The organism is Winogradskyella ouciana (assembly GCF_965284585.1).
GTDB classification, from domain to species: Bacteria; Bacteroidota; Bacteroidia; order Flavobacteriales; family Flavobacteriaceae; genus Winogradskyella; species Winogradskyella ouciana.
In genome coordinates this window covers 618,003-638,594 of the sequence record NZ_OZ260095.1, presented here as the reverse complement: position 1 = coordinate 638,594, position 20,592 = coordinate 618,003, and the positions used below count along the sequence as shown (strand labels likewise).

14 protein-coding genes and 1 pseudogene are annotated in these 20,592 nt (G+C 35.0%); 14 read left to right on the top strand and 1 reads right to left on the bottom strand.

The features are described from left to right. Positions 1-25 precede the first annotated feature (25 nt). Complete coding sequence (locus ACQ65V_RS02865; RefSeq protein WP_430466799.1) at positions 26-1,069, bottom strand: DUF7467 domain-containing protein; 1,044 nt, start codon at positions 1,067-1,069, stop codon at positions 26-28. 446 nt (positions 1,070-1,515) lie between these two features. Between ACQ65V_RS02865 and ACQ65V_RS02860 the strand changes: the two genes are divergently transcribed. The 14 genes and pseudogenes from ACQ65V_RS02860 to ACQ65V_RS02795 all read left to right on the top strand — a co-directional run bounded on the left by ACQ65V_RS02860 (position 1,516) and on the right by ACQ65V_RS02795 (position 20,577). After that, positions 1,516-2,598 (top strand): hypothetical protein, encoded by a 1,083-nt coding sequence (locus ACQ65V_RS02860; RefSeq protein ID WP_430466798.1) that lies wholly within the window; start codon positions 1,516-1,518, stop codon positions 2,596-2,598. A gap of 14 nt (positions 2,599-2,612) precedes the next feature. Further along, the gene (locus ACQ65V_RS02855; protein WP_430466797.1) at positions 2,613-3,578 is read left to right on the top strand and encodes a T9SS type A sorting domain-containing protein; all 966 of its coding nucleotides are present in this window, start codon (positions 2,613-2,615) and stop codon (positions 3,576-3,578) included. Positions 3,579-3,617: 39 nt separating this feature from the next. Further along, positions 3,618-5,573: a tetratricopeptide repeat-containing sensor histidine kinase gene (locus tag ACQ65V_RS02850; protein WP_430466796.1), complete on the top strand. Its 1,956-nt coding sequence runs from the start codon at positions 3,618-3,620 to the stop codon at positions 5,571-5,573. Then, a complete protein-coding gene (locus ACQ65V_RS02845; protein WP_430466795.1) occupies positions 5,563-6,198 on the top strand; it encodes a response regulator in 636 nt (211 codons plus the stop codon). Before ACQ65V_RS02850 ends, ACQ65V_RS02845 begins: the two co-directional genes overlap by 11 nt. Before the next feature lie 80 nt (positions 6,199-6,278). Next, positions 6,279-6,491: pseudogene (locus ACQ65V_RS02840) on the top strand (heavy metal translocating P-type ATPase); the annotation flags it as partial. 185 nt (positions 6,492-6,676) lie between these two features. After that, positions 6,677-7,090, top strand: a complete 414-nt coding sequence (locus tag ACQ65V_RS02835; protein WP_430466794.1) for an HYC_CC_PP family protein — start codon at positions 6,677-6,679, stop codon at positions 7,088-7,090. Positions 7,091-7,203: 113 nt separating this feature from the next. Next, positions 7,204-10,950, top strand: coding sequence for an efflux RND transporter permease subunit (locus ACQ65V_RS02830; protein WP_430466793.1), 3,747 nt, complete (start codon positions 7,204-7,206; stop codon positions 10,948-10,950). Then, positions 10,947-12,182 (top strand): TolC family protein, encoded by a 1,236-nt coding sequence (locus ACQ65V_RS02825; RefSeq protein WP_430466792.1) that lies wholly within the window; start codon positions 10,947-10,949, stop codon positions 12,180-12,182. Before ACQ65V_RS02830 ends, ACQ65V_RS02825 begins: the two co-directional genes overlap by 4 nt. A 3-nt stretch (positions 12,183-12,185) precedes the next feature. After that, entirely contained in the window at positions 12,186-14,459 is a 2,274-nt protein-coding gene (locus ACQ65V_RS02820; protein WP_430466791.1) for a multicopper oxidase domain-containing protein, read from the top strand. Between the two features lie 14 nt (positions 14,460-14,473). Beyond that, positions 14,474-16,975, top strand: coding sequence for a heavy metal translocating P-type ATPase (locus tag ACQ65V_RS02815; RefSeq protein ID WP_430466790.1), 2,502 nt, complete (start codon positions 14,474-14,476; stop codon positions 16,973-16,975). Positions 16,976-16,992: 17 nt separating this feature from the next. Continuing rightward, a complete protein-coding gene (locus ACQ65V_RS02810) occupies positions 16,993-17,580 on the top strand; it encodes a DUF2911 domain-containing protein (RefSeq protein WP_430466789.1) in 588 nt (195 codons plus the stop codon). A 3-nt stretch (positions 17,581-17,583) separates the two neighbouring features. Then, positions 17,584-18,300 carry a PepSY domain-containing protein gene (locus tag ACQ65V_RS02805; protein WP_430466788.1) on the top strand — a complete coding sequence of 239 codons (717 nt, stop codon included), beginning with the start codon at positions 17,584-17,586 and terminating at the stop codon, positions 18,298-18,300. A gap of 17 nt (positions 18,301-18,317) precedes the next feature. Continuing rightward, the gene (locus tag ACQ65V_RS02800; RefSeq protein WP_430466787.1) at positions 18,318-18,809 is read left to right on the top strand and encodes a DUF305 domain-containing protein; all 492 of its coding nucleotides are present in this window, start codon (positions 18,318-18,320) and stop codon (positions 18,807-18,809) included. Then, complete coding sequence (locus ACQ65V_RS02795; RefSeq protein WP_430466786.1) at positions 18,799-20,577, top strand: efflux RND transporter periplasmic adaptor subunit; 1,779 nt, start codon at positions 18,799-18,801, stop codon at positions 20,575-20,577. The genes ACQ65V_RS02800 and ACQ65V_RS02795 overlap by 11 nt, the downstream gene beginning before the upstream one ends. Positions 20,578-20,592: the final 15 nt, after the last annotated feature.

The following is a 20,592-nucleotide window of genomic DNA, read 5'->3' as shown; positions in this document are numbered from 1 at the left end:
AGCTGTGTTTATTCTTTAGTTTGGGCTAAAAAGCCACTTCTACAGGACATAATTGACCTCCTGTTTGTGTTGATCCAGATACAATTTCTAAACTGCCTACTAATAAACCTGGGCCAATAATCTGAGAGCAATCTGTAGCCAGTTGAGCGACTTGTTCATTATCTATAAAAACGATGAGATCGCTACTGAAAGTGCCATCTGAAGCATTCCCAGAGATAGTAAACAATTCATCTATCTCAACAGTGTCGTTAAATAGAATATCACCGTTAAGAGTTTCAATTCTAACAGCTGATTCTTGCGATGCACCAATATATCTAAATGTTAGTTCTACAATATTGCTATCACACTCAACACATGGTTCTTCTGTTTCTAATTCAAGCGAAATGTTATCAATAGCACCAGAATTATTCATTATTATTTCCATGAATGCTACACCAAAAGTAGAGTTAAGATCAACAGTTGTTTTTGAATTATCGCCACCTGGTGTGATATCAGTACTAAAGATTACGTTTGCTTCATTATCGTATAAATTAACAATGGTAGGGTTAGAAGCTGCTTCAATATCTAAAATATCAAACGAATTTAGAGTAACATTATCGTTAGCACTAAAGTTAAATACAAAGCTGGCACCTATTTCTAAAATATCATCAGGATCATTTTGATCTAAATCTTCAGAAAGAATAAGGACGTTTCCTAATGCAACATCGTTACTAGCACCACCATTTCCAATTCCTGGGCCACCATAGATTTCATTTGGAGTGCCAATATCAAAATCACCTCCCGTAGGGTTTGATGAGTCAAAAATCATCGCTGCATTACTATCGGGAAAAGCCATGGTAATACCTTCAACTTGCGCATTTTCGAAAGGATCTGTAATCAGTATTTCTGACACAATGTCTCCAGGGCTAAAATTTTCAAAATCAATTATAAACGATTCTATAGTTGAAAATTGATATTCAGAATCATACCTGTAGGTTGTTGTGTTTAAATCTGAATTTGATAGTGATTCGGTTTCACAGGCAAACACAAAGAATAGTAGTGCCAATGAAATAAAGTATAACTTTTTCATGGTAGATTAAGTTTTAAGGATTTGGATTAAGAAAATTAAAGAAAAAGTTATTTGTAATGGTTTTTTTAACGTAAAAACCGTTGAAACGAATACAATTTGTAATAATATGCTTACTATCAGGTGCTTTTGGTCTTGATATTTAAATTTTATAACCAAAAAACCCGATTCAATTGAATCGCCCCGAAACTTCGGGATTGATAGTGGTGCCAAAGGAACATAAGTCGAACTGTTCTCATAAAGATTTACAAAGCTTAATAATTGACTTTACAGCATATAATAAAAAACAGCAAATATATTATCATTATTTATAGGGTAGTAAGGAACTTTAAATAGTCATAACTATTTAAGGGAATACCCTGATTTTTCACAAATCAAGGAAAGCCCTTACTCTTTCAAGACTTTCAAATACTAACTTGCACTCAAGTAAAACCAACACAATTTAAGTCATGAAAAATATATACTTTTTATTGCTACTACTTATCTGTTCTAGTTCTTTGATAATAGCTCAGACTATTCATATAGTTGATAATAATCAAGGGTCTGCTGCACCATATACCAATGTACAGGATGCTGTAGATGCGGCTGCTGATAATGACATTATTTATATTCAACCTTCACCAAACAGTTATGGAAGCATACAAATGACCAAGCCGTTAAAAATATATGGTCTTGGGTATAAACCTGAGCTCAATTCAGGACAAAGAGCATCGGTTTCCAATGTCGCATTTAGACACGGAAATGCCTCTGGCTCTGAAATATCTGGGTTGAATATCACTGAAATCTATCTAGACAATACAACTTTTGAAAATCATGATGTAGTAATCACCAATAATAGAATCAGAACTATTTTTGGAAATGGTTCAACCTCAAACGCAAACAATGTCATCATTGCTGGGAATGTCTTTATTACATGGTCATTTTCTATTGATAATAATAACTCACAAAACTGGATCATATCCAACAACCTATTTGCAAAACAAACTACAAGCTCAACTAGTTACATTTTTTCGAGGCTCAAGAATTCAACTATATTGAGTAATAATATAATTTGGTCTACACAAAATGGGGACACTAACCAATCAATAAGTGTATTTAATGCTTGCAATGGTACCCAAATAAGTAATAATATTTTTCTCTTTACAGGGACTAATTTAGTTAATATGAATTTAGGTTCTAATTCGGCATTAAGCTATCAGAATAATTTAACCTATAGCCTTAATACTACTTTAGATGCCTTGTCTGGTTCAAATAATATTGACAATACCGATCCGCAGTTTGTAGCTTACACCATAGGCTCATCTTTAGAAAGTGCTTCTAACGACTTTAATATACAAACAAGTTCGCCTGCCGAAAATGCAGGTACAGATGGCAATAACCTTGGTGTGTACAATGGGCTATTTCCTTTTAGTCAAAGAGGGTATCCTACCGAATTGCCATACTTAACGGATTTTGTAATATTCAACAATATTATTAGTCCTGGTGAGACCTTGGATATCAACATAAAGGCCAACGCAAATATTAATGATTAGTAAATATGGATACAATGAAACAATCACTATTCTTAATAATTCTATTACTTGCATTCGGCTACGGCAAAGCTCAAATTACTTCAGCTGAATATTTTATTGACACAGATCCAGGTGTGGGTAATGGTATAGCCTTGATCGTTACGGGTAATGTTATAGATTCCGATTTTAGTATACCCACAATTGGGCTTTCTGCTGGTATACATAAACTTTATATACGCGTAGAGAATGCTGACGGAAATTGGAGTTTATACGATAAAAATGTGTTTTATATCCTACCCGATAATACTAATAACACAAACATAACAGGTGCCGAATATTTTATAGATACAGATCCTGGCGTTGGTAATGGAACAGCACTATCGGTTTCGGGTAATATTGTAGATATGGACTTCGACATACCTACATCTGGTTTACCTGATGGGATTCATAAACTATGTATGCGCGTTATCAATGAAGATAACACTTGGAGTTTGTATGATTGCAATGTGTTCTATGTAAGTGAAAATAATTCCAATACGGCATTAATCACATCAGCTGAATACTTTTTTGATATTGATCCAGGATTAGGAAATGGAACACCGATAGATTTAGACAATGCTGAAGATTTAGATGAGGACCTAACAATAGATGTGCCAGTAGATTTACCAGATGGTGATCATTTTTTGTACGTGCGTGTTCAAAACACAGATGGTACATGGAGTTTGTATACCATATCTGAAATGTTATCGTCGTTATCTAAATATGATTTTGAATTACAAGAATTTAAATTCTATCCTAACCCTGTGAAAGACATAGTGCATTTTGACTTAAATAATCAGGTTATCAGTGAAGTTAAAATCATTGATTTACTTGGAAAGGTTGTCTTTAAAAGTAATAGGTTGTCTACTCAAATTGATCTGGGTAGTTTGAGTTCAGGGACTTATTTAATGTATCTCAGCACAGATAGAGCTCATATGTCTCGTAAAATAATCAAACAATAAATCATTATCTTTAAGACAGTTAGTAATCAGTCGAATATTTTGAAAACTTTCGTACTATATATTTTACTGTTTCCGTTGGGTGTTCTCGGACATGAAAACAAGCAAACGGTCCAGAAATACAAGGATAGCATTTCATCGGAGTTAAAAAAAATAACTTCGGATAGCTTGCGTGCTGAAAAGTATTACAATGAAGCTAATTATACAATGCGTAGACTTAACGACTTAAAATTGGGTCGTATCTATCTTGACAGTGCTTTTTTTCTTGCAAATAAAAAGAAACTCAAAAAATTAGAGGCACAATGTCATTTTACATATGGTGTTCTGGAGCGTTTTGAAGGCAACTATAAAAAAGCGCTCAATCATTTAGATAGCAATATGCGCTATTTTAAGAACGATTCTACGCTAGTGTCATATGCCCTGTTTCAAATAGGTGTCATACATGACGAAATGGGTGATTATGAAAAAAGCTTAAAAACATATTTAGAGATTTTAAAAATTTTTGAGGCTAAAAAGGACTCTTTTGCCATTGCTTCAACATTGAACAGTATAGCGGTTGTTAATGGACAAATGGGACAGAATACAGAAGCTATAGATAATTTTAAAAGAGCGTCAATTATTTTTGAAAAGCTTGGTAAACAGCGTGATGTGTCAAATACGTTAAAAAACATTGGTGAAATGTATTTGATTGAAAATGATATACAACAAGCTAGAGCTTATTTAGAACAATCACTTAAAATTGCAAATGAACTTGACGAAATACATATTAAAAGTTTGGTCATGCATACCTTGGGCAAAACCTATTTGGAAGACAATCCTCAAATTGCTTACAGGTATTTAACCGAAACTGAGGAAATACTAAAAGATACGAAGTTTGAGAATTTAAAGATTAGTGTTTACAGGGACTTGGGACACTATCATAAATTGCAGAGAAACGACCCAATTGCTATTCAATATTATAAAAAAGCATTAGAAATTGCCAAAATATCTCATGACTTGGCAGGTCAGAGAGATCTCAACAAAAGCTTATCTGACATATACCTGCAGTTGAATAGTTTGGATAAGGCGTACGATTATCAAAATACATATATCAAATTAAAAGATTCCCTTCTTAATGAAGAGAAATTAAAGTCCTTAAACCAATTACAAATTCAATTTGAAACCGAAAAGAAAGAGAAAGAAATCATTGCTCAAGAATTGAAACTTCACAAACAAGAAGAAGCCTATCAAAAAAAGCAAACCCAATATAATTATATGACTGTCATTTCTTTGTTTTTGCTTTTCACATCAATTCTGATATTTTTTGGTTTCAAACAACGTCAAAAACGTAAAAACCAAGAGATTTTAGCACTTAAACGCCAACACCAAATCAAAACTTTAGAGGCACTAATTGAAGGAGAAGAAAATGAACGGGTCAGAATAGCCAAAGAGCTTCATGATGGAGTTAACGGCGATTTATCGGCCATCAAATATAAGTTGTCATCGTTATTGGAAATGAACAATAAAGTCATTATGGAGGCCATCACAATGATTGACAATTCTTGTAAACAAGTACGAGCTATTTCCCATGATTTAGTGCCACCATCGTTAGAAAATTTTAATCTCGTTGAAGCTGCTGAGGTGTATTGTAACAATCTTAATGAAACCAATCCGTCAACAGAAATTGTATTTCAGCACATGGGTGATGACATCGATTTACCTAAAAAAGCAGAAATTAATATCTTTAGAATTGTACAAGAACTTGTAACCAATGCTATAAAACATGCCAAGGCATCAGTTATTAATGTGCAAATTAGTAATCGTAATAACCATATTCAAGTTACTGTGGAGGATGATGGTATTGGTTTTAATAAGAATGAAGCGAAATCGAACGGTATTGGGTTGAGTAATGTGCAATCCAGAGTAGACTATTTAAACGCTTCCATAGATTTAATTTCGAATAAAAATGGAACTTCATACACCATAGATATTGATAAAGAAAAACTTAATGAAGATTAAAGTTGCCATAACCGATGACCATGAAATGGTGCTAAAAGGCATTGTTTCTATGCTGGAAAGTACTTCGGAACTGCAATTTGTTGGTACTTATAAGAATGCTAATGAAACCCTTAGCAATATAGAGCATGATAATCCCGATATATTACTTCTGGATATCAATTTGCCAGATATCAACGGCATCGATTTAAGCAAACAGCTTTTAAACAGACACGCAGAACTAAAAATAATTGCCCTAACCAATTTTGAGGACATTTCTTTTGTAAGGAGAATGTTTAAAAATGGAATCCATGGCTACTTATTAAAAAATACTGATAAATTGGAATTGATAAATGCTATGAAAACTGTTCTCTCAGGTGAATTGTTTGTTCAAAAAGATATTCAAAGAAAGCTTTTGTTGCCGTCCACAAAAAAAGGAACCAACAATGATTTGAAAACAAATTTAACAAGAAGAGAGCAAGATGTACTAGTTGCAATTTCCGAGGAACTGACCACTCAAGAAATTTCAGAAAAACTCTTCATCAGTCCAAAAACAGTTGAAACGCACCGTATGAATATCATGAGCAAACTAGGGGCAAAGAACAGTGTAGGAATTATTAAGATTGCCATGGAAAGTGGGCTGTTGTAGTTTTTTTAAATTTCAGAAATAAATGCTAATAGGACTATTGAATACATTCTAGATGATTTTAACTTTTCAAAAGGAGTTGAGACTATTTTGATGTGATTCCTCAAGTTGAAGGGTGGATTCGAGTAGTTGGGTACACTTAAGCTTATATTCCTGTTGGATTTCCAGTAATCAAAGAAGGATGGAAAAGCCTTATAAAAGGAGATGCTTTTACCGAGTTCTTTTTAATGTCTATTGCAACAATTGGTGCATTTATCATTGGCGAATATCCCGAAGGTGTTAAAGTCATTGTATTTATTTTAGGATTAAGTGGTTTAGCTACCATGAGGAAAGCTGTTTTTGCAGATTTAAACGTGGCACTTTTAGCTATTTTGAATGCTGTTAGGCTACAGCGGTTGCGTTGGGATTAGGGTTGTTGGTACATTAAACTTCTGTTAAGCAAAATATTGAGTTGTTAAAATTTCGTAACTTCGCATTTAGCATGAAAAAAGTATGTCATAAAATATTGTCCTTTACGTTGGCGCTCGTAGTTATGTTTTCTACGATGTCTTTTACGTTCAATATGCATTATTGTGGAGGTACTTTAGTTGAAACCGCATTATTTGAACAAGTAAAAGGTTGTGGTATGGATATGAGCAACCCTTCAGTTGAAAGTTGTTCAATTGCTAAGAAAGATTGTTGTGATAATAAACAAGAGGTTGTAGATGGCCAAGATGAACTTCAAATATCCTTCGACACGCTTTCTTTTGAGCAGCAAATGTTCATTACTGCTTTTACTTATTCTTACATCAACCTATTTGAAGGCACTGAATCTAAAGAAGTTCCTTTTGAAGATTACCCTCGACCCTTTGTCAAACGGGATGTGCAAGTGCTGCACCAGACTTTCTTAATTTGATTTGTTAGATTTTTTGAATGAAGCCCAATACCATATGTGTGGTATCGTGGGCTAAAACTCGTGTTTGCCATTTTTTGCGACACATCATTACAATTATCTAATTATCGAATACTATGCTAAATAAAAGCATCAAATTTTTAATAGAAAATAAACTCGTCGCAGTTCTACTACTCGTCCTTTTCGTAGGATGGGGAACAGTCAACGCACCATTTAACTGGGACATAGGTTTCTTACCAAGTAACCCTGTTGCTGTAGATGCCATACCAGATATAGGCGAAAACCAACAAATCGTTTTTACTAAATGGGATGGTCGCTCACCACAAGATATAGAAGATCAAATTACCTATCCACTTACTACATCCTTACTTGGTATTCCAGGAGTAAAAACCATTCGTAGTTCCTCTATGTTTGGTTTTTCAAGTATCTATATCATTTTTGAAGAGGATATCGAATTTTACTGGAGTCGAAGTCGTATTCTCGAAAAACTTAACTCTTTGCCAAGTGGATTATTACCAGAAGGTGTTAATCCTGCTTTGGGTCCTGATGCTACTGGATTAGGTCAAATATTTTGGTATACACTTGAAGGTCGTGACGAAAACGGAAATGTTACTGGTGGATGGGATTTGCAGGAATTACGAAGTATTCAAGATTACTATGTAAAATACGCCTTGTCGTCAGCGAGTGGTGTCTCGGAAGTGGCTTCTATTGGTGGCTATGTTCAGGAGTATCAAGTGGACGTAAATCCAGAACTAATGCGTCAGTATAATATTGGATTGCATCACGTTGTAAAAGCGGTTAAGGAAAGCAATAAAGACATTGGTGCACAGACTTTGGAAATTAACCAAGCCGAATATTTAGTTCGTGGTTTGGGGTATGTGAAATCCATTTCAGACATCGAAAATGCAGTAGTCACTTCAGAAGATTATACTTCAATTAGGATAAAGGATATTGGTAAAGTTTCATTAGGTCCTGCAACAAGACGTGGATTATTAGATAAAGAAGGCGCAGAGGTTGTTGGTGCTGTTGTGGTAGCTCGTTATGGCGCAAACCCAATGGAAGTTATCAATAATGTAAAGGAAAAAATTAATGAATTAAGTGCTGGATTACCTTCAAAAGTATTAGCGGATGGTAGAACCTCACAAGTTACCATAGTGCCTTTTTATGACAGAACAGAACTGATACAAGAAACATTAGGAACACTTAATGAAGCCTTAACTCTTGAAATATTGATTACCATTTTAGTAATAATTATTATGGTGTTTAACCTTCGAGCTTCTGTCTTGATTTCAGGATTATTACCAGTTGCAGTCTTAATGGTATTTATTGCGATGAAACTCTTTGGCGTCGATGCTAATATTGTCGCATTATCTGGTATTGCTATTGCTATTGGTACAATGGTCGATGTAGGTGTCATACTTTCAGAAAACATTATAAGGCATTTGGATGAAAACGAAAATGTCATTCCGACAGAGCAAGGAACGAGCGACGAGGAATCTCATAAAAAGTTACCCATAAACACAGTAGTCTATAACGCAACAGCTGAAGTGTCTGGTGCAATCGTAACCGCAGTTATGACAACTATTATCAGTTTCATTCCTGTATTTACAATGATTGGCGCTGAAGGTAAATTGTTCAGACCATTAGCATTCACAAAAACCTTTGCATTAACAGCTTCAATAATTGTAGCATTGTTTTTAATTCCACCTTTTGCAGCGTTTTTATTCAGAAAGAAAAGCATAAAAACGCATTTTAAATATGCTTTAAATGGCGTTTTAATAGTATTAGGGATAATAGCAATAATCTATGGTTATTGGTTAGGATTAATTTTAATTGCGTTTGGGATTACAGCATTTCTCAATCTTCAAAGTAAGATAACACACAAGCAAGCTAATCTTATCAATATCATTATTTCGGTATCAGCTATTGTATTCTTGTTAGCCGAATATTGGAGACCATTAGGCGTTGATAAAAGCATTTTTTGGAATCTCATTTTTGTGAGTGTTATTTGCTTTGGTTTATTAGGTGTTTTCTCATTATTTATCAAATATTACACACGTATTTTAAGGTGGTGTTTAGATAATAAGTTGCTCTTTTTGTCTGTCCCAACAGCTATTGTCATTGCAGGTTTTTTCATTATGAAAAATACAGGCAAAGAGTTTATGCCCTCATTAAATGAAGGCTCATTTCTACTAATGCCAACCTCGATGCCTCATTCTGGCGTAGAAGAAAACAAACGTGTTTTACAGCAATTAGATATGGCAGTAGCCAGTATTCCAGAGATTGAAACCGTAGTTGGTAAAGCAGGTAGAACAGAATCAGCTTTAGACCCAGCACCACTATCAATGTATGAAAACATCATTCAGTACAAACCAGAATATATGCTGAATGAAAACGGAGTACGCCAACGCTACAAAGTCAATGATGATGGTGAATATGTGTTAAAAAACGGAATGTCATTGCGAGCGGAACAGAGTGAAGCGTGGCAATCTCTTAATGCAAAAGAACAACTCATTCCAGACGATGATGGCGAGTACTATCGTAATTGGCGACCAGAAATACAATCACCAGACGATATTTGGAATGAAATTGTAAGAGTCACCAAATTACCAGGCGTAACCTCTGCACCAAAATTACAGCCTATTGAAACCCGATTGGTAATGCTGCAAACAGGAATGCGAGCACCAATGGGAATTAAAGTAAAAGGTCAAGACTTAAAGCAGATTGAAGCGTTTGGTGTGCAATTAGAAAACATCATCAAGGAAGCTGAAGGTGTTAAAAAAGAAGCTGTTTTTGCAGACCGTATTGTTGGTAAACCCTATTTGTTAATTGATATTGATAGAGAGAAAATTGCACGTTATGGCATTTCGATACAAGATGTTCAAGATGTATTAAAAGTAGCAGTTGGTGGTATGGTCTTAACCCAAACGGTAGAAGGTCGAGAGCGATATGGTGTACGAGTACGATACCCAAGAGAATTACGAGCAAACCCAACAGACTTACAACAGATTTATGTGCCAGTTGAAAAAGGAAGTCCTGTGCCTTTAAGCGAATTGGCAACTATAAGTTACGAACAAGGTCCACAGGTCATTAAAAGTGAAGATACCTTTTTAGTTGGCTATGTATTGTTCGATAAACTAGATGGTTTTGCCGAAGTCAATGTAGTTGAAAGCGCACAAGCTCTAATTCATCAAAAGATAGATAGTGGCGAATTAGTAGTTCCAAAAGGTATTAACTACCAATTTACAGGAACATACGAAAATCAGTTGCGAGCCGAAAAAACCTTGTCGGTTGTTGTGCCTTTAGCTTTGGCCATTATTTTCTTAATTCTGTATTTCCAGTTCCGTTCCGTAAGCACATCATTAATGGTATTTACAGGAATTGCAGTCGCCTTCGCAGGTGGATTTATAATGATTTGGTTATATGGTCAAGGATGGTTTTTAAACTTCAATTTCTTTGGTGAAAACCTACGAGACTTGTTTCAAATGCACCCAATCAATTTAAGTGTAGCGGTTTGGGTTGGGTTTATTGCCCTCTTCGGAATTGCGACCGATGATGGTGTGGTGATGGCAACATATTTAACCCAAACATTCAATAGAAATACACCAGAAAATAAAAAAGAAATCAGAGCATCAGTAGTAGAAGCAGGAGAAAAACGTATTAGACCTTGTTTAATGACAACTGCTACTACCATATTGGCATTATTACCAGTATTAACATCTACAGGAAGAGGTAGTGATATTATGATACCTATGGCAATACCAAGTTTTGGTGGAATGCTTATAGCCTTAATCACTTTGTTTGTTGTACCAGTATTGTATAGCTGGAAAGCAGAAGTTCAACTTAAAAGAACATCAAAATGAAATATAAATCAATACAAATAAAAATCGTCTTGGCTCTTGGCTCTTGTTTCTTGAGTCTTTTTGCGAACGCTCAACAATTAGAAACACTTATAGATGAAGCCTTAACAAATAATCCAGAAATTCAAAAGTTTGAGTTACAATACAAAAGAGCTTCTGAAAAAGTAAACGAAGTCAATACTATTCCTAATACCGAATTTGGTGTCGGCTACTTTGTAAGTGAACCGGAAACCAGAACAGGTGCACAACGCTTTAAAGTATCTGCTAAACAAATGTTACCGTGGTTCGGAACCATTACATCGAGAGAAAACTATGTAAGTTCATTGGCAGATGCTAAATACGAGGACATTATTATCGCAAAGCGAAAACTAATGGCTTCGGTATCACAATCCTATTATAATCTATACGCCAACAAAGCAAAGCAAGAGGTTTTAACTGAAAACATCAAACTATTAGAAACTTATGAGACGTTGGCATTAACTTCTGTTGAGGTTGGTAAAGCATCCGCAGTAGATGTGTTGCGATTGCAAATGCGTCAGAACGAAATGCAACAATTAAAAGATGTATTGCAACAACAGTTTTTAGCAGAACAAACTAACTTCAATAATCTATTGAATAGAGATAATGATGTTACCGTGAATGTGGTAGATAGTTTAATGATACCTTCAGAAGACTTTGATATTACTTTTGAAAAATTAGTATTACATCCTGAATTACTAAAATATGATAAACTCTATCAATCCATAGAGCAATCAGAATTATTGAATCAAAAAGAAAGCAGTCCGATGATTGGTTTTGGATTAGATTATATCAATGTTGCTGAAAGACCAAATATGGATTTTAGCGATAACGGAAAGGATATTGTAATGCCAATGGTTTCCGTATCTATCCCAATTTTCAATAAGAAATATAAATCCCAAACCAAACAAAATGAGTTGCAACAACAGGAAATTACTGCCCAAAAACAGGAACGTTTAAATTCATTGGAAACGCTTTTAGACAAAGCGAATAATGAACGTATTTCTGCAAGAATAAGTTATGCTACCCAAACCAAAAACCTACAGCAAGCCAAAGATGCAGAAGACATTTTAATCAAAAGCTATGAAACAGGAACGATAGATTTTAATGATGTTTTAGATATTCAAGAGTTGCAGCTAAAGTTTCAAATGAACCAAATAGAATCTGTGAAGACCTACTATGTGCAAAGTACAATCATTAATTATTTAATTCAGTAAACAATGAAAACATTTAACACAATATTTCTCTTGTTTCTAACTTCAATGGCATTTGCCCAAGTTGGTACAAATGGTCAAGATAGAAAAGAAGAAGGCCGAAACATACAAGAGTATAACCTTACTATAGAAGAAAATGAAATAACTCTTTCAGGTGTAACCGCCAAAGGAATGACAATTAATGGTGGAATTCCAGGTCCTACATTAGAATTTAATGAAGGTGACCTCGCTATTATTAACGTAACCAATAAAATGGATGAAGAAACCTCTGTACATTGGCACGGTTTAATACTTCCTAATTTTTATGATGGTGTACCTTATTTAACTACGCCACCTATAAAACCAAACACTACATTTCAATATAGAATACCTATAAACCAATCTGGCACATATTGGTATCATTCCCACACGATGTTGCAAGAGCAAAAAGGAGTTTATGGCTCAATAGTCATTCATCCTAAAGAAAAGACCTTGGACTATGATAAGGATTTAGTCGTAGTCCTTTCCGATTGGACAAATGAAAAACCAATAAATGTACTGCGAAACCTTAAACGAGGAAATGAGTGGTATCAGGTTAAAAAAGGAACAGCGGTACCATTAAGCAGAGTTATAAAAGAAGATGCATTAGGCGCACAATTCAAATTTTGGCGCGATAGAATGGAAGGTGCAGATATTGCAGATATCTACTATCCTGCGTTTTTAGCCAATGGTAAAAAAGTTGCAGAATATCCAGAGTTTAAAGCAGGTGAAAAAGTACGACTACGTTTTATTAATGCATCTGCTTCATCTTATTATTGGCTGGATTTTGGTGGTGGTAACCCGATGATTGTAGCGAGTGATGGTGTGGATGTAACACCAAAATATAAAAACCGATTTCTTTTTGCAATTGCCGAAACCTATGATGTGATTGTAACCATTCCAGAAGGTACATTAGAGATTACAGCAACAGCCCAAGATGGTTCTGGCAACACCTCAATCCGTTTGGGTAGCGGAAAATTGTATCCAGCTACTGTAATAGACAGACCAGATAAAGTGGCTATGATGAAGCAAATGGCAACAATGGATATGAAGATGGGTGCACCTGCTTTAGTAGGAAATAAAAACAGTAACACACCAGAAGTCCTAATGCAGAAATATGGGATGAAGATGAATATGGATATGAAAGATGGACAGATGGAGAATGAAATGAATATGGAAATGAAAAAGGATGTGATGCCAATGAATCATAAGATGATGCAAAAGGACACCACTTCATTTAATTATGACACACGTAAAACCTATTTCAATTATGATTTTTTAAAGGCAAAAGAAAACACGACTTATAAGGCAGACATACCTGTAACCGACCTTTTACTTAATCTAACAGGTAATATGCAACGTTATGTTTGGAGTTTGAATGGCATACCACTTTCGGAAACAGACAAAATTAAAATTAAAGGTGGAGAGGTTACTAGAATTACTTTGAATAACCTAACAATGATGCATCATCCAATGCACTTACACGGACATTACTTTAGGGTCATCAATGAAAATGGCGAACGTTCCCCATTAAAACATACCGTCAATGTACCACCTATGCAAAAAGTGGTCATCGAATTTTATAACGAAGAATATGGTGATTGGTTCTTTCATTGTCACGTGTTATATCATATGATGGGTGGTATGGCAAGAGTATTTAGCTATGATACACCACGCGATGAAAGGATGAAACCTTATCCAGTACAAAACCTAATTGACGAGACAGACCATTACTATTCGTGGGGAGCTGCACGTGTAGGTTCAAACTTTAATGAACTTTTATTGATGTCGAGCAACATCCGCAACGAATTTGGACTACGTGCCGAGTTTGATTATAACCAAAATGCCGAAATAGAAGTAAATTATAATCGCTACCTCAATGATTGGGTACGCGTGTATGCAGGCGTAAATACTGAAACTTCAACACCAGATTCTTATGATATATTCAATACTGTGGGATTGGTTGGAGTTAAATATTTCACGCCTTACAGATTTAATGTCGATGTGAGTATGGACCATCAATTGCGCCCAAGAATACGTTTGGACAGAGAACTATTGATTTTTCCTAGAATTTTTCTCGAAGGAGAATACGAGTACAGAGCAGATTTTGGATGGGTTAATGAGTTAGAAAACAACAAATCTTATGAAGGTGAAACTCAATGGTTAATTGGAGCATCGTACATCTTATCTCGAAATTTTTCAATTCAAGGGAATTATAACAACCGATATGGTTGGGGTGGTGGACTTTCAATTAGATTTTAAATAAAATTATAACAATGAAACACACATATCACATACACGGAATGACTTGCAACGGTTGTCGCAGTCACGTTGAAGAAACGCTCTCTAAAATAGAAGGTGTTTCAAAAGCAATGGTCGATTTAGAAAAGGCAGAAGCTATCATAGAAATGGAATCGCATATTCCTCTAGAAAAGTTTCAAGAAGCCTTAAAAAAGGATGGTGATAGATACAGTATTCATAAACAAGGTGAACAGCATCAACATTCAAAAGATAAAAAGAAAGAGCAACCCAAAGGAAAAGGCACAGGCACATTTTATTGTCCTATGCATTGCGAAGACGATAAAACTTATGATGAACCAGGCGATTGTCCTGTTTGCGGAATGGATTTGGTGGAAGAACAAAATCTATTCACAACTTCAGCAGAACAATGGACGTGTCCTATGCATCCAGAAATTGTCAAAGACGAAGCAGGTTCGTGTCCTATTTGTGGGATGGATTTAGTGCCAATGGAAGCAGATAGTTCAGCAGAAGAAAAAACGTATAAAAAGCTATTAAAGAAATTTTGGATTGCTACAGCATTTACCTTGCCCATTTTCTTAATCGCTATGAGCGAAATGCTTAATAACAATCCATTGTATAATATTATGGAACAGAAAAATTGGAACTGGATTCAGTTTGTTTTATCCATTCCAGTTGTCTTTTACGCTACGTGGATGTTCTTTGAGCGTGCTTATAGAAGCATAAAAACGTGGAATCTCAATATGTTTACACTCATTGGAATCGGTGCAGGTGTGGCTTGGTTATTTAGTGTATTTGGGATGTTGTTTCCAGATGTATTTCCTGAACAATTTAAAACTGAATCAGGCGCAGTTCACGTCTATTTTGAAGCAGCAACTGTGATTTTAACGTTAGTGCTTTTAGGTCAATTGTTAGAAGCTCGTGCACATAGTAAAACCAATTCGGCAGTAAAAGAACTGTTGAAATTAGCACCTAATAAAGCCATAAAAATAGTAGATGGTGAAGAAGTTGAAGTCAGTATTGACGAGATAGAACTTAATGATATTCTAAAAGTGAAACCAGGAGATAAAATTCCTGTGGATGGTGTGATAACTGAAGGCGAAACAACTATTGACGAATCTATGATTACAGGAGAACCTATTCCTGTAAACAAATCTCAAGAAGATAAAGTAAGTAGCGGAACAATAAATGGCAATCAATCCTTTTTAATGAAAGCTGAAAAGGTAGGTAGTGACACTTTATTATCACAAATCATTCATATGGTGAATGATGCAAGTAGAAGTCGTGCACCTATTCAAAATTTAGCGGATAGAGTTTCGGGTTACTTCGTGCCAGTTGTAGTAATCATTTCGATAATCACATTTATAGTATGGTCTATTTGGGGACCAGAACCAGTTTATGTGTATGCGTTTGTCAATGCAATTGCAGTACTAATCATTGCGTGTCCTTGTGCTTTAGGTTTAGCAACACCAATGTCTGTAATGGTTGGTGTGGGTAAAGGTGCTCAAAATGGTGTATTGATTAAAAATGCTGAAGCTCTTGAAAAAATGGATAAGGTAAATACGCTTATCGTTGACAAGACAGGAACAATTACCGAAGGAAAACCAACAGTTGAAACCGTTGGAGCTTTTAATGATGCTTTAAGCGAAAAAGAAGTGTTACAATACATCGTTTCATTAAATACAAATAGCGAACATCCTTTGGCAGAAGCGACAGTTAAATATGGCAAAGAACACAACGCAGAAATTTTAAAGTCCGAAGATTTTAGTGCTGTTACAGGAAAAGGTGTTGAAGCGACAATAAAAGATAAAAAAGTAACATTAGGTAATCCTAAAATGATGGAATATGCTAAAGCAGATGTTACATCGACAATAAAAGACGAAGCTAAATCTTACCAAAAACAGGGTAAAACAGTTTCTTATTTGTCAATAGATGAAACCGTCGTTGGATATGTAGTTATTGGCGATAAGATAAAAGAAACAAGTGCTAAAGCCATTAAAGCACTTCAAGATAAAGGGATTGATGTAATAATGCTGACAGGCGATAATCACGATACAGCACAAGCAGTAGCATCAGAACTAAATCTTGCAGATTTTAAAGCCAGTATGTTACCAGAAGACAAACTCAAAGAAGTAGAGAAATTACAAGAAAAAGGAAAAGTAGTTGCTATGGCAGGTGATGGAATTAATGATGCACCAGCATTGGCAAAAAGTGATGTAGGTATTGCAATGGGTACGGGAACAGATGTAGCGATAGAAAGTGCAATGATAACACTCGTAAAAGGCGATTTAAACGGAATTGTAAAAGCAAGAAATTTAAGCGATTCTGTAATGAGAAACATTAAGCAAAACCTATTTTTCGCACTTATCTATAACACATTAGGTGTGCCTATTGCAGCAGGTGTGTTGTTCCCATTCTTCGGAATATTACTCTCGCCAATGATAGCGGCTTTGGCTATGAGTTTTAGCTCTGTTTCGGTAATAGCAAACGCATTACGATTAAGAACAATTAAAGTATAATTATAAATAAAAAACTAATGAAAAATCTAACCCTATTACTTGTAATAATGCTTACCATAGTGAGCTGTAAAGACGAAAAATCAAGTTCAGAAGAGCAAAAACACAATCATAGTGCTGAAACCGAAAAAGTTGAGCAATCCAAGAAAAAACCTTTAAGTCCGCATACCGAAACAATGGCAATGATTGGAGATGCACATATTCATATTGATTATTCATCACCAGGAGTAAGGAATAGAATCATCTTTGGTGGTTTGGTTGGTTATGACCAAGTATGGCAAGCAGGAGCGCATATGGCCACCTGGATAGAAACGAATAAAGATTTAATCATAAATGGAGAAACGCTTCCTAAAGGGAAATATGGCTTTTTTACAATTCCATCAAAAGGCGACTGGACTGTGATGATTAATAAAAACTGGGAGCAACACGGTAAAGATGAGTATGACGAAAAAGATGATGTTATTCGATTTAAAATTACACCAACATTATCAGAGGAAATCACAGAACATTTAGAATATAAGGTCAACAAAATAGATGATAAAAGTGGAACTATTTCGATGGCTTGGGAAAAAGTTAAACTCGAGTTTCCTTTTGCAATTAAAAATTAGAAAATGGTAAACAGGTATACAGCTTTAAAAATTAGAAAAACCCACAGGTATTTGGGTCTCTTTTTAGGGATTCAATTCCTGTTTTGGACTATTAGTGGTTTATACTTTAGTTGGACAAACATCGACGAAATACACGGAGACCAATTTAAAAACTTGGACTATCAACCCAAAGAATTTAATAGTTTAATAAGTCCTTCAGAAATGGATGTTCCAGATGGTATAAAGACTATTGAATTAAGAGATATTGATAATGCACCGTACTATTGGATAAATAAAGAGCAATTGTACAATGCTTTAGATGGAATGCCAAAAAGTAGTATTACGCAGGATGAGGCACTCTATATTGCCAAAAACCATATGAAGAGTGGTTTAGAGGTAGAATCTGTTGAGCAAATTACTGAAACTGGAAAACACCACGAGTATCGAGAAAAACTACTACCTGCTTATGTTATCTCATATAAAACAGATGAAGCACTAAAAGCATACGTTTCTGTAAGCGACGGTAAATTTCAAACCGTAAGACATCGTTCTTGGCGTTGGTTTGATTTTTTATGGATGACACATACTATGGACTATGAAGGCAGAGACAATTTTAATACCCTTGTTTTGAGAGCATTTTCACTATTAGGGTTAATAACCGTATTAAGCGGTTTCTTATTGTGGTTTACCTCTTCACCTTCAATTAGAAAAATATTTAAAAACAGAAAAAGTAAAGTTTAACTATAAAACCAAAGATTATGAATACAAATGAACACACAAACAACGACAAAGGAATGAGCAATTACACAAAGTTCTTTTTAATGCTTGGTGCATCTTTTATCGCAATGTATATAACAATGTATCTTAATACTTATGAATTTGACCACGTCTGGTTTAGTTTAACAAGATTTTATATGGTTTGCCTAGGAATTGCAGCTATGGCTCTGATTATGTTTTTCTTCATGAGAAATATGTATGAGAATAAAAAGAAAAATGCAGGTATTATTATAGGTAGTATCGTTCTTTTTCTTGGAGCTTTAGGGTTAGTTCGTGACCAGAAATCAACAGTTGGTGATGTATTATGGATGAAAGGAATGATTCCTCATCATTCAATTGCTATTTTAACAAGTGAACGCGCAGATATTCAAGACCCAGAGGTTAAACAATTAGCTGAAGACATCATTAAAGCACAACGTAAAGAAATTGAAGAAATGAAAGCAATGATAAAAAGATTAGAAAATGAAAAATAATAAAATTGTCATATACATAGGCTTACTCGTAGTAGGTGTGTTATTGGGGTGGTTGCTTTTTGGTGGCTCATCAAATAAAGAAACAGACCATAATCACAATGCGGTTGCAGAAACCAATCAAATGTGGACGTGTTCTATGCATCCACAGATTATGAAACCAGAACCAGGTGATTGTCCTATTTGTGGTATGGATTTAATTCCTGCGGAAAGCGGAAGCGATGGCTTAATGGCAGACCAGTTCAAACTAACAGAAAATGCGATGGCATTAGCCAATATTCAAACAACCGTTGTGGGTAAAGGCAATGCAGAAGGCAATACCATAAAACTATCTGGTAAAATTGCTGAAAACGAAGAAGCCAATGCAGTACAAGTAAGTTATTTCGCTGGAAGAATTGAGCGTTTGAATGTGAGTTTTACAGGCGAAGAAGTTCGTAAAGGTCAATTATTGGCAACCATTTATTCGCCAGAACTCTATGCAGCACAACAAGAATTAATTACAGCAGCATCTTTAAAAGAATCACAACCTGCTTTATATAAAGCAGTCCGTAATAAACTGAAATTATGGAAGCTCTCTGAAAATCAAATCAATCAGATTGAAGAAACAGGAAAAGTGAAAGAAAACTTTCCTGTTTATGCAACCTTTTCGGGTACTGTTACAGAAAAATTGGTAGAGCAAGGCGATTACATTAAACAAGGTCAACCCTTATTAAAAATTGCTAATCTCAATACGGTTTGGGGAAATTTTGATGTTTATGAAAATCAGATTGAACGCTTTAAAAAAGGACAGGAAGTGATGATAACAACCAATGCTTATCCTAATAAAGAGTTTAAAGGTAAAGTAGATTTCATTGACCCAGTTTTAAACACGAAAACAAGAACAGTAACCTTGCGTGTGGTTCTAAACAACAAGGATGATGTATTTAAACCAGGAATGTTTGTAACCGCAAATATTGAAGGCAGTACAGCTAAAAATGACGAAGTATTAACAGTTCCTACATCTTCTGTGTTATGGACAGGTGAACGTTCTGTGGTGTACCTTAAAACAAATCCAGACCAACCTATTTTTGAAATGCGTGAAATTAAATTAGGCAATCAAATTGGTAATGAATATGAAGTTGTAGAAGGTTTATTTGTTGGAAATGAAATAGTGACTAACGGAACATTTACAGTTGATGCAGCTGCACAATTACAAGGCAAAAAATCTATGATGAATAAAGATGGTGGAAAAGCAACGACAGGTCATGAAGGACATATGGGAATGGACAACAACGCATCCAACAAAGAATATGACCTTGCAAGTATGGATGAACGTGTTGAAGTGCCAAAGAAATTTCAAGAGCAGTTAAAAGCTGTTTTCAATGCGTATATCAATTTAAAAGATGCTTTAGTAAAAGAAGATTCAAAAAGTACTTCAGCAAACGCAACAAGTCTATTGAACAATTTAAGTAAAGTAGATATGAAATTGTTGTCAGATAACAAGGCGCATAACCATTGGATGTCATTAGAAAAGGAAATAAAATCTTCAGCGACCTCAATTTCTGAAACGTCTAATATAAAATTGCAAAGAGACCATTTCAAGCATTTGTCATCACATCTAATCAATGCTGTTCAATTGTTTGGTGTCAATGAAAAGGTCTATGTCGAATTTTGTCCAATGGCAGATAACAACAATGGTGCATATTGGTTGAGTAAAGAAGAAAAAGTAATCAATCCATACTTTGGTGAAGCAATGCTAACCTGTGGTGAAGTAAAACAAGTAATAGAATAATAAATCAAGTAATAA

What these genes read in the sequence shown, in the direction of transcription:
- ACQ65V_RS02865 (WP_430466799.1), bottom strand. Translation starts at nt 1,069, where the DNA reads ATGAAAAAGTTATACTTTATTTCATTGGCACTACTATTCTTTGTGTTT.
- ACQ65V_RS02860 (WP_430466798.1), top strand. Translation starts at nt 1,516, where the DNA reads ATGAAAAATATATACTTTTTATTGCTACTACTTATCTGTTCTAGTTCT.
- ACQ65V_RS02855 (WP_430466797.1), top strand. Translation starts at nt 2,613, where the DNA reads ATGAAACAATCACTATTCTTAATAATTCTATTACTTGCATTCGGCTAC.
- ACQ65V_RS02845 (WP_430466795.1), top strand. Translation starts at nt 5,563, where the DNA reads ATGAAGATTAAAGTTGCCATAACCGATGACCATGAAATGGTGCTAAAA.
- ACQ65V_RS02835 (WP_430466794.1), top strand. Translation starts at nt 6,677, where the DNA reads ATGAAAAAAGTATGTCATAAAATATTGTCCTTTACGTTGGCGCTCGTA.
- ACQ65V_RS02830 (WP_430466793.1), top strand. Translation starts at nt 7,204, where the DNA reads ATGCTAAATAAAAGCATCAAATTTTTAATAGAAAATAAACTCGTCGCA.
- ACQ65V_RS02825 (WP_430466792.1), top strand. Translation starts at nt 10,947, where the DNA reads ATGAAATATAAATCAATACAAATAAAAATCGTCTTGGCTCTTGGCTCT.
- ACQ65V_RS02820 (WP_430466791.1), top strand. Translation starts at nt 12,186, where the DNA reads ATGAAAACATTTAACACAATATTTCTCTTGTTTCTAACTTCAATGGCA.
- ACQ65V_RS02815 (WP_430466790.1), top strand. Translation starts at nt 14,474, where the DNA reads ATGAAACACACATATCACATACACGGAATGACTTGCAACGGTTGTCGC.
- ACQ65V_RS02810 (WP_430466789.1), top strand. Translation starts at nt 16,993, where the DNA reads ATGAAAAATCTAACCCTATTACTTGTAATAATGCTTACCATAGTGAGC.
- ACQ65V_RS02805 (WP_430466788.1), top strand. Translation starts at nt 17,584, where the DNA reads ATGGTAAACAGGTATACAGCTTTAAAAATTAGAAAAACCCACAGGTAT.
- ACQ65V_RS02800 (WP_430466787.1), top strand. Translation starts at nt 18,318, where the DNA reads ATGAATACAAATGAACACACAAACAACGACAAAGGAATGAGCAATTAC.
- ACQ65V_RS02795 (WP_430466786.1), top strand. Translation starts at nt 18,799, where the DNA reads ATGAAAAATAATAAAATTGTCATATACATAGGCTTACTCGTAGTAGGT.